The organism is Pseudomonas sp. NCIMB 10586, assembly GCF_023127895.1.
Lineage (GTDB): Bacteria > Pseudomonadota > Gammaproteobacteria > Pseudomonadales > Pseudomonadaceae > Aquipseudomonas > Aquipseudomonas synxantha_A.
This window is the reverse complement of sequence record NZ_SPKQ01000026.1, coordinates 11376-18274: the sequence shown is the minus strand read 5'-3', so window position 1 is coordinate 18274 and position 6899 is coordinate 11376. Positions and strand designations below refer to the sequence as shown.

General features: G+C 53.4%; 13 protein-coding genes and 2 pseudogenes. 5 read left to right on the top strand and 10 right to left on the bottom strand.

Annotated features, from left to right (window positions below):
- Window positions 1–284: 284 nt before the first annotated feature.
- The 10 genes and pseudogenes from E4P01_RS11750 to E4P01_RS11705 form a co-directional block, all read right to left on the bottom strand.
- Window positions 285–480 (bottom strand): annotated as a pseudogene (locus E4P01_RS11750) (single-stranded-DNA-specific exonuclease RecJ); the annotation flags it as partial.
- Window positions 468–722 (bottom strand): hypothetical protein, encoded by a 255-nt coding sequence (locus tag E4P01_RS11745; RefSeq protein WP_197880957.1) that lies wholly within the window; start codon window positions 720–722, stop codon window positions 468–470. The pseudogene E4P01_RS11750 and the gene E4P01_RS11745, both read right to left, overlap by 13 nt.
- Before the next feature lie 414 nt (window positions 723–1136).
- Window positions 1137–1436 (bottom strand): annotated as a pseudogene (locus tag E4P01_RS11740) (DUF4158 domain-containing protein); the annotation flags it as partial.
- 99 nt (window positions 1437–1535) lie between these two features.
- Window positions 1536–1691: a hypothetical protein gene (locus tag E4P01_RS11735; RefSeq protein WP_197880954.1), complete on the bottom strand. Its 156-nt coding sequence runs from the start codon at window positions 1689–1691 to the stop codon at window positions 1536–1538.
- Between the two features lie 272 nt (window positions 1692–1963).
- Window positions 1964–2566, bottom strand: a complete 603-nt coding sequence (locus E4P01_RS11730) for a hypothetical protein (RefSeq protein WP_216091873.1) — start codon at window positions 2564–2566, stop codon at window positions 1964–1966.
- Between the two features lie 16 nt (window positions 2567–2582).
- Window positions 2583–2789 (bottom strand): hypothetical protein, encoded by a 207-nt coding sequence (locus tag E4P01_RS11725; RefSeq protein WP_216091872.1) that lies wholly within the window; start codon window positions 2787–2789, stop codon window positions 2583–2585.
- Window positions 2790–2805: 16 nt separating this feature from the next.
- Window positions 2806–3135, bottom strand: coding sequence for a hypothetical protein (locus tag E4P01_RS11720; RefSeq protein WP_216091871.1), 330 nt, complete (start codon window positions 3133–3135; stop codon window positions 2806–2808).
- A 91-nt stretch (window positions 3136–3226) separates the two neighbouring features.
- Window positions 3227–3574: a hypothetical protein gene (locus E4P01_RS11715; RefSeq protein WP_197880951.1), complete on the bottom strand. Its 348-nt coding sequence runs from the start codon at window positions 3572–3574 to the stop codon at window positions 3227–3229.
- Between the two features lie 101 nt (window positions 3575–3675).
- Entirely contained in the window at window positions 3676–3918 is a 243-nt protein-coding gene (locus E4P01_RS11710) for a hypothetical protein (protein WP_216091870.1), read from the bottom strand.
- Window positions 3919–3936: 18 nt separating this feature from the next.
- Window positions 3937–4269: a hypothetical protein gene (locus E4P01_RS11705; RefSeq protein ID WP_216091869.1), complete on the bottom strand. Its 333-nt coding sequence runs from the start codon at window positions 4267–4269 to the stop codon at window positions 3937–3939.
- Window positions 4270–4608: 339 nt separating this feature from the next.
- Here E4P01_RS11705 and E4P01_RS11700 point away from each other — a divergent pair, with 339 nt between their 5' ends.
- From E4P01_RS11700 to E4P01_RS11680, 5 genes are all read left to right on the top strand, one after another.
- Window positions 4609–4941 carry a stability/partitioning determinant gene (locus E4P01_RS11700; protein ID WP_216091868.1) on the top strand — a complete coding sequence of 111 codons (333 nt, stop codon included), beginning with the start codon at window positions 4609–4611 and terminating at the stop codon, window positions 4939–4941.
- Between the two features lie 201 nt (window positions 4942–5142).
- Window positions 5143–5391: a type II toxin-antitoxin system Phd/YefM family antitoxin gene (locus E4P01_RS11695; protein WP_216091867.1), complete on the top strand. Its 249-nt coding sequence runs from the start codon at window positions 5143–5145 to the stop codon at window positions 5389–5391.
- Window positions 5392–5404: 13 nt separating this feature from the next.
- Window positions 5405–5746, top strand: a complete 342-nt coding sequence (locus E4P01_RS11690; RefSeq protein ID WP_216091866.1) for a type II toxin-antitoxin system RelE/ParE family toxin — start codon at window positions 5405–5407, stop codon at window positions 5744–5746.
- A gap of 317 nt (window positions 5747–6063) precedes the next feature.
- Window positions 6064–6624, top strand: a complete 561-nt coding sequence (locus tag E4P01_RS11685; protein ID WP_248130019.1) for an N-acetyltransferase — start codon at window positions 6064–6066, stop codon at window positions 6622–6624.
- On the top strand, window positions 6609–6899 hold a 291-nt coding region (locus tag E4P01_RS11680), incomplete at its 3' end, for a site-specific integrase (protein WP_248130017.1). The genes E4P01_RS11685 and E4P01_RS11680, both read left to right, overlap by 16 nt.

Below are 6899 nucleotides of genomic sequence, written 5' to 3'. Positions count from 1 at the left end.
GGCGCCATCATAGCGCCCTATTGATGTGTCCAAATTCATTAGGCCAGTTCAGTGTTGTGGTTGAGAGATGATCGGCTGTACATCGGCGTGAGCGAAGTCGTTGTACAATCGGTGTCCTTCCTACTGACGAGGCCCAGCGTTATGACGGGGGCTTGGGCGCTCCTGCAACTGTTTCTTACTATCGTGTTACAGGCAGCCGTTCTGCCCATCCTCACCGTCGCTTAGCGACCAGCCGGATACATACATAATCGATTTTTCCGTGGACTGCTGCGCTGTCGTCTGAGCATCTGCCCCACAGACAGTTCCTTGAGCTGCGCATGCGCTTCACGCTGAATTCCCTGCTCAATGGCCTTGTGCGCTCCTGGTTCAACTGATCGAGCGTACAGCCATGTCGCGGGCGAGCGCCTGATCCTCGCAGAGCAGACACTCGATCCCCAGGGACATATCGTCGAGCCGTCCCGCCGCGTTCAACCTCGGACCGTGGATGTGCAGCTATCCCCCACGTCGTCCACCCCTCGGACCGTGGATGTCTTCGAGGAGCTGCAGGCGATCAGCGGACCGTAGTCGCTACCGTACTCCGCTTGCAGGCTAACCGGCGCGGGCGCGCCTTGGGCAACTTTGCCGGGAAGTTTGGACACGTCGATCAGGTCGGCGGCGAAAGCAGCCGGCGAAGTACCCATGATCGCAACGAAAAACAGGTCAAGCGTGGAAACTTTTTTCATCTCATTCAGTCCTCTTGGTTTTTTCAGGTCGAATTACATTGATAATTCTCTATGTCAAATTTTATATATCTTGAGTTGAGCTTGCAGACTCATACCTATTGGAATAGGTGTAGACTACATTCTGCGAACTTTTATTTTCAGACAATAGTACAAATGAACTACTCAATCGATCTGAGCGCGCAGGTCATCGCAAAATTTGTACAGATACAGTATTCACCTGACACCTGACACCTGACACCTGACACCTGACACCGGCCCCGAGCCGGTGTTGTTTTATGTGGGGCGTCCGCAGCAACCGCTCCACCAACATCAGCTCTCCGCGCCTGCACGGCTAGCTCCAAGTTTTCTTGCAGCTCGGCAAGTTTGCGCAGGCGGTTGGCTTCAGCGGTTTCGCTCCAGCTCATTGTGGCGGTTTCCGTTGTCTCGACGCTTCAACAGATCATCAAGGCGACGTCGATGCACGTTCGATAACGGCTCGGACAGCGCTTCGTGGATACGACGGTTAGCGCGGGTGGCCGCTTCGGCGCCTACCCGTTCAACGGCGTTGAGAGCCGGCAGAATGATCGACTGCTGTCGTAGGCGCTCAATCAAAGCGTTGACCAATACAATGCCTTTGTCGGTTTGCATGGCCAGTTCAGTCAGTCATTGAGCGACTTGCCGGTAATGCCTCATGGTGAAGGACTGGAAACCGTATACCGTTTGTAGTTCGACCAGATCGGATTTTTCCTGCTAAATCCTGGGTAGCGAATAGCATCCCTCTCTACTGCCGCAGCCCAGCTCGATGGCTGGGCTTAGGCGTACCTGGGCGTTTCCCTACACGTCTTGAATGAGATTGCGCAGGCGCTCCAGCACAGCGCGAGCGAACTCCGGCGCGGCTGATTTTGCGTCCTCGATGCTGGCAAATCCGCTGCCGATATGGCCCAAGTAATCCAACTCGAAAGCCCCTGCATCATCGGTGATGGCCATCATTTACTGACCCGCAAAACGAGCAACCTGCATCACCTCCGGGCTATCTCCCCACCAGACCTGTTGCGACCGATTTAGCGGGAACACGTCCCCCTCTCTCACTTTGATTTGCATGCTGTTTTCCATATCAAGGCCGACCGTCTACCGAACACTCGCACGCCAATCAATCGGGGTGGCTGTGACATGAGCGGGCCAGGAGGGGCAACGGAAACAGGTGCGTCGTCGAGGTTGATCCCACGTTATGGGTTGCGGATAGTCGCGATGTGTTTCGATAGTCATTGTGCAGTTCTTCCCTTCGTGCACGGATTAATAATCTGCATAGTGCTCTTGCTAGTCCCCACATAGCTTCCTCCTGGTACAGCCAAAGCAGAATAATTCTTACGCCCTGTATCCTGAATAAAATTCCCTTGCACACCCGTGAAGGTTTCAGTGCTTGGAGGTGCCAGTACACTCAGAAACTGGTCCTTCTTTTCGAGTGCTAAGGCACCAGTTATGGGGACTAACCTCAGCAGTGCGGCATAAGGCTCAGTGAATACGTAAAAATCACCGGCCTCGGTTCTTCCATTTTGCATGTGTACACATTGAATGTCGCTGGTGTTGATGACTACAGCGCTCTCATACATGCCGCCTTTAAAATATGCTAGTACTAGATTGGTCTTGGTCACTACACCCAGGCCGTTCCTAGGCTGGCACACGTTCAGATCACCATAGGGAAATAAACACCAATTGATTTGCGATATGGAGACGATATCATCTGAGTTGAGCTTCAGATCGCGTTCTATATTGGCGCGTGCTTCCGGGGTTTCGTATGGGATTGCGCATGCACTCAAAAGAGCTGCAAGAGTGAGGACGAACGTTGATGCAAAAATCCGTTTCATAGCTTTCTTTTCCCTTCTACTCGGGCTTGTAAGCTGGAGGTACAACTTTGAACGCTTTGCCCCTGTTCCAGAGAAAGGCGGATTTGATGAGGACAAGCATTTGCTGATCGGTCATATCAGGCGAAATAGTAACTACGCCCTGACCTGCTGCGAAAACTTCCTCCAGCGCGAAACGCTGCTCCAATTCCGCTTTCAGACTGGGTTCCTCTTGTTCGTTACTCATGGGTGAATTCCTCGAACTACCCGGTGTACGTCCATGAGGTGGTCTTGCCACGAAACTGAACCTCAAGATCAGTACCGACGATTTGAACCGGCTTTACTGGGTTGATCGGCGGATTCCCAATAACCTTGCCTGACACCTGGCCTAGCAGTTCAAGCGTCCCCTGATTCAACACATTGCGAGAAACCTGGCCATGGACGATGGCGTGGCCGCCAGCTTCGATAATTAACCCGCCTGAAAGCTGTCCACGGGCAATCAAAACCCCGCCAGCGCGCACGTAAGTGGTGCCAGTAACTAGACCAGAAGTCTCTTTCGTATCGGTAACAATCAAATCGCCTACGTGCTGCATCTTGAAACTCCTGCCTATTGGGGAAAGGACTTTTCTACGTCCTCGGCCCCGGTTTTTAGGCCAGGGCTTTAGGGTGCAGCTGAGCTTTTTCCTACTTGCCCGGATATGTGCCAAATCCTTTAGGCACATCAGATGGTCCGGGCGGAACCCCACCACCGCTTTCGCCCTCCCCTGTGTGCATTTTTTGATAAGCATTAGTCTGTACTTGTGACTCTTGTTCAAGGCCAGCTATTGCCTTGTCGGTAACGCGCTTGAAGCACGCCACGAAGTCCATGCCTTGCTTTTCTTCCATAGCCTTACAGAAGCCGGCAGACCATGAAACAAGCTGATCCGCCATTTCCTTTTCTGTTGATGGCGTTGGCAAGTCGCTAGCCACCGCCGCCATCGGAGCTGCGGCGATATATACCGCAAGAAGCATTGAGTTCAGTGTGATTTTCATCGTTGATTTCCCTCACTGCGCACTCCAGCTATCCCGGTGTGCCTCTACTGACCTTGCCCAACGTTTGACGGCTGGGCTTGGTGGTACAGCGACTTTCCCTTCTAACTGCGCATGTCGCGCTGGTCAGTGGCTTTAGCGGCCTCGATCAGCATGGCTTTAACCTTTTCCAGCTTCGGACCTGGGCGCATAACGCGCCTTGACTCGTACCCGCCACGGTCCCGGTAGAACAAGCTAGGAGGGTTCACCAAAGACCACAAATCCTTATCTACGCACCCGGTGTAGGTGCGCCCGTCGAGGTTCACCAGCGGCATTACAGCGTTGATCCGGCGTGCGTTGGATTCCATGGCGTTTTCCCTTAACAGTTACTCATCGCGGTCGGGTACTCCAGTAGGATTCTCAGCAGCATCAATCATGTCCTGCGGAATTTGGTCCAAAGTAAGTATCTCAACCTCACCTCTGTCGTTGTCGAGCTCCGGTCCAAAGTCATGGGACTCTTGGATTGGCTCAAAGTGATCGTACCCACGGCTCACGTTGTCGAATATGTTTGAGTCGGCCGGCGCAAGCTCAGGTGGAGGCGGTGGTGGAAGACTGTCCAACTCTGGGGGAGGTGGCGGTGGCGGTATGTCCGATTGAGCCACTGCCGCAGCCGCATTTAATGAAAGAAGAACGGCAAGCACCAACGACTGCATCTTCATAGGTCAATCCTTGATCAGTTTGCGTCGCGTAACGCGGGAATGAGTCGCCTCAATTCAGATTATAGCCACGACACCGACCAGATTCCGCATACCTCACCCAACTCCCGCTCGATCACTCGGTACGTCGTGCCAAGGCACGATACATATAGGGCTCCGGGTTGGTTGCAGGCCCCTCAGTCTATCGGGGGCAGGTTCCTTCACGTTTTCATACCGTCTACCGCTTGAACTGCTGCCCCAAGAGGAAGTGTCTAATGTCGGCAAGGCTATAGAGAACGCTGAGGCCTTCGCACGGGAGCTGATCGCTAGAATCACCACCGATTCCCAGGAAGGGAGCGCATCATGAGCCGCGTAGATCCACTCGATAGCTTGAAAAGTTTTGAGCCTAAAGCCTTCACCGAGCAAAAGACCAAGCAAAGCAACGCAGAAGTTGAGCAGATGGCGAATGAGCTTGGGTTTGTTGGGCGCCAGGCTGACCCTTTACCTGTTCCTGTGGAGCGGTCGAGGCGCCGTTTCAAAACTGGACGCAACGTTCAGATCAACATTAAAGGTGAACAGGAAACCAAGGATGAGCTGTACCGCGTAGCTGACGTGATCGATCAGCCATTAGGCGAAACGCTCAAACGTGCATTGGCAGCCTTGATGCGAGAGCTGGCGACGGAAAAAAGGAGATAATTAAGACTTGACACCTTCATATACGACAATGTCGCTAATCGGTCTTTTTATAGACTTAATTTGGTGTATAATGGGTTCGGCAGGGCATTTTTCGCTCTGCATACTAAGCGTTAGGAATTCTGAGCAGCGTCTTGGCCCAGGGTATATCCAAGTTGAGAGGCGCCGCAGATGGTGCGGCGTCACAAGTAGGAGGTTTCACTCATGCGAGTTGAAACAGTTAGCTTTTTAAAAAAATACGCATCCGACCTGCCTCTAGATGAGCCAATGGTCGTCACGCAAAACGGTGTACCAGCATACGTTGTGGAGTCTTATGCCGAGCATAAGCGCCGCGATGAAACGGTAGCCCTGGTGAAATTACTGGCCATGAGCTCTCGCCAGTATGCCCAAGGCAAGCATTGTTCGACTGATGAGCTGAAAGCCCGCATGAGCAGGAGGTTTGCCCACAAATAAAATGGAGATCTAAATGACAACACTGACAATCCGCTACACCGAAATTGCACAACAGAGCATCGAAGACCAGGTCGAGCATCTGGCCGAGTATCACAGCCTCGACTACGCCCTCCATCGGCTAGACACTGTGATCGACGTCCTTCAGAAAAAGCTTTTATCCACCCCGTTGGGCTACCCAATCAGCTCTCAAGCCAGCGAGCTGGGCATCCTGCATTACCGTGAACTCAACACCGATGGATACCGGGTGTTCTACGAGATCGTGGAGGCGGACCAGGCGATTGTCGTTGCACTGGTGCTGCGGGATAAACAAAGCGTCGAAAAGGCACTGGTTCGTCACTGTCTACTGCATACGTAATCACGATTGTTAGTGTAAACCTTCCGCGGTGATGTGTAGGCACTTCATCAGCTCCACGCCCGGGAAGGGGACTTATCAAAATCACTTCGCCAAAATCAAACACGCTCGCCATTTTCCACGAGTCATGAACCGCAAGGTGAAGGACACGAGGGGAGGGCGGTGCTGTGCGTGGCCAAAAAACTATTTTTTATCTAGCAGTCATCGTGTGGACATAATCCAGTTATTAATCACGGTATGACTGATATAGGTGTCCAGTCCGCAAACTCAATAAGTCGTGATAAAATACGTTATCACGACTTTTCAGCAGGGGTGGCCGTATGTCGATTTTCGAGCCGATGCGCGATTTTTTTCATCGGCGCGCCGCCAAAAATCTGAATGAGCTTTCAGCGACCGTTCACCTGGTAACAGAAAACTCTCGGATCTACCCCGGCAGTTTTGTTCATCCAGGTACCGACTACGACGCAGGCATCCACGCTTGCGGCCAGCGCGTCGGTTACGTGCATTACGGCGTGAATCCATTGGGCGATCGCCTGTATATCTACATGATTGAAATAGAGGGTGCGCACAGACGGAAGGGGATAGGGCTATCCGCGTTGTGGAACCTGTGGACGACCTACCAAATCCCTATTGTGCCCATACATCAGTACGGACATATGGACCCTTACTGGGAAAGAACACGTAAGCGGTTTGCGGCTGCCGGCGCCTCCATTGAGGATCAACTGCGTTGCGGCGAATTGGCTGAAGCGAAAAAACGCTGGCAGCACCTGGTGCCGGAGCCGGAACACGAGCGTTTGATTCGGGAACTGAAAGCCTCGCCGGAATGGCCGGCCATTAAAGCCAAAATGGAAGCGGAGTACGGCCCATGCCTCAAGGACTGATCCCCCACATAGATGGAGAACGCCGTCTATCCGTAGCCGAATTCCAGCAGCTGTCCAGCGTGCCGGCAGCGGCGGAATGGTTCGCCAATATCGACAACCCGCGCACCCGACGCGCGTACCAAATCGACCTGGCGGACTTCTGCAGCTTTGTCGGGCTCACCGTCGCCGAGGAATTCCGCGCAGTGACCCGCGGGCACGTCCTGGCCTGGCGCGCCCAGCTGGAAACCCGGAGCCTGGCCGGGGCCACCATTCGACGCAAACTGGCGGCGCTGGCC